This is a genomic window from Rhodococcus sp. 15-2388-1-1a, assembly GCF_002259145.1.
GTDB lineage: Bacteria > Actinomycetota > Actinomycetes > Mycobacteriales > Mycobacteriaceae > Rhodococcoides.
Genome location: NZ_NPFP01000024.1, coordinates 1 through 2,535, shown reverse-complemented (window position 1 = coordinate 2,535; position 2,535 = coordinate 1). Strand labels below are relative to the sequence as shown.

Genomic DNA, 2,535 nt, shown 5'->3' with positions numbered 1-2,535 from the left:
TCGCTCTCTGCGATGCGTGTCGTAGCCGCCGTGCAGGAAACCTTCGACTGTGAAATCAGCGTCCGTGCACTCATGGAAGCCCCCACCGTAGCGGGCCTGGCTCGTGTGGTGGGTGGAGGACAGTCGGGCACCAGGCAAATCTGGGAGCCATATGCGCGTCCGGCCCAGTTGCCGCTGTCGTTCGCCCAGCGTCGGTTGTGGTTCATCCATCAGCTAGAGGGACCATCGGCGACATACAACATCCCTCTGGTACTACGCCTAATCGGTCTACTCGACGTCGACGCGCTGACCCTGGCGGTTGCCGATGTCGTAGCCCGGCACGAGAGTGTTCGCACAGTGTTTCCCGCTACGGCTGGCGTGCCCGAGCAGTGCATTCTCGATGCCTCTGAAGGGCTTGTCGCCTGCAAAGTCATCGACGCCACCAACTGGACCGATCAACAGTTGGATGAGGCGGTCGGTATTGTCACCCGCCACGCCTTCGACTTAGAAACCGAGATTCCCTTTCGTGCAAGGCTTTTCGCAGTCTCGACCACGGAACACCATCTGGCCCTGGCAATGCACCACATCGCCGCCGACGGATCATCTCTCTCGCCGCTGGTTCGCGACCTGACTACCGCATATCAGGCCCGCACCACCCGGACGGAGCCAGGCTGGGAGCCGTTGCCCGTTCAGTACGCCGACTTCACAATCTGGCAGCACAAGCTCCTCGGCGAGGCCGACGATCCTAATACCCGATCTGGTCGACAAACAGTTTTCTGGGAGCGGAACCTCGCTGGATACGCGGGACTGCTGGAGCTTCCCACGGACCGGCCTTACCCCGCCGTCGCCAACCATCAGGGCGGCCAAGTCGTCGTCGAATGGCCCGCCGAACTGCAGGAACTCGTGCGGGTTGTGGCGCGGGAACGCAATGCGACGACGTTCATGGTGATGTCGGCGGCGCTTTCGGTGCTGTTGGCGCGTTTGAGCGGGAGCGCGGATGTGGCGTTCGGGGTGCCGACGGCGGGGCGGGGGCGAACCGAGTTTGACGGCATGGTCGGGTTTTTCGTCAACACGCTGGTGTTGCGTACGCGGGTTTCAGCCGAGATGAACTTCGGTGATTTGTTGGAGGAGGTACGGGAGCGGAGCCTGGACGCGTTCGCGAACCAAGATGTGCCGTTCGATGCGCTTGTCGAGCGCCTCAATCCGGTCCGTACGCAGGCTCACCATCCGTTGATCCAAATCCTGTTCGCCTGGCAAAACGTCACCCTGCCCGATCTGTCTCTGCCAGGTCTCGACATTTCCCCGCAGCGCACGGACACCTTGACCGCTCGAATGGACTTGACTTTCAGCCTGCGTGAGCGGTTCGACAACTCCGGCCGTCCCATAGGCATTGGGGGTCTGGTCGAGTACCGCACCGACGTCTATGACGCCGAAACTGTAAAACAACTTGTTACCCGCTGGCAGCGGGTGCTCACGACGATGCTCGCCGGCACGGACCGCTCGGTGGCGTCAATCGACTTGCTTGACGAGAGAGAACTGACGCAGCTGGACGCCCTCGGAGCGCGGTCAGTGCTAAATGAATCGATCGTGGACCCCGCGATTCCGGAGTTGTTCGCCGAGCAGGTGAGGGTGCGGCCGGACGTCATAGCGGTGGTGTTCGAGGGTCGGTCGTGGACGTATCAGGAGTTGGACGACACATCGACGCAGTTGGCTCATTTGTTGGCTGGGCGTGGGGTGGGAGTAGAGGACGTTGTTGCACTGTTGCTGCCACGTTCGGAACACACTGTGATAGCCATACTTTCGGTGCTGAAGCTGGGTTCTGCTTACTTGCCGATCGACATCAACACCCCTGACGAGCGCCTGGCATTCGTTCTACAAGACGCTGCGCCGGCCGCGATTTTGACCACGGTGAGCCTCGCTGGTCGCGTCAGTAAGTCCGGGGTCCCACTGATAGATGTCGAGGATCCCAAGGTCGCTGAACAGCCGACGACGACGTTGCCGGTGCCGAATGCTGACCTCCTCGCGTACATCATCTACACCTCAGGAACGACAGGCACACCCAAAGGCGTCGGCATCACACAAACGAACGTCACCCAGACCTACGCAGCTTCGGAACATGCTTTCAAACATTCCCCAGATCAGGTGTGGTCGATGTTCCATTCGTACTCGTTCGATGTGTCGGTGTGGGAGATGTGGGGCGCTCTGCTGCACGGCGGCCGCTTGGTGATCATCCCTGAGCATGCCGCCCGCTCCGCAACGGACTTTCACCGAATCCTGGTAGACGAGCAGGTCACCACCGTCAACCAGACCCCGTCCGCACTCGAGATGCTCTCGCCCGAGGGAATAGATCAAGTAAGGACCATTTTTGTGGGGGGTGAGGCATGCTCGCCCGAACTTGTCGATCGGTGGGCTTCAGGCCGAGAAATGATCAATGGCTACGGGGAGACAGAGACGTTCTACGCCTCTATGAGTGCGCCCATGAAGCCTGGTCATGGAGCTCCTATCGGTACGCCGGTGCCGGGTGATGCGTTGTTTGTGTTGGATTCCGGTTTGCGG

At 60.7% G+C, this 2,535-nt stretch carries 1 protein-coding gene; it reads left to right on the top strand.

From position 1 onward, the window contains the following. Positions 1-12: 12 nt before the first annotated feature. On the top strand, positions 13-2,535 hold a 2,523-nt coding region (locus CH302_RS15605), incomplete at its 3' end, for a non-ribosomal peptide synthetase (RefSeq protein WP_254924357.1).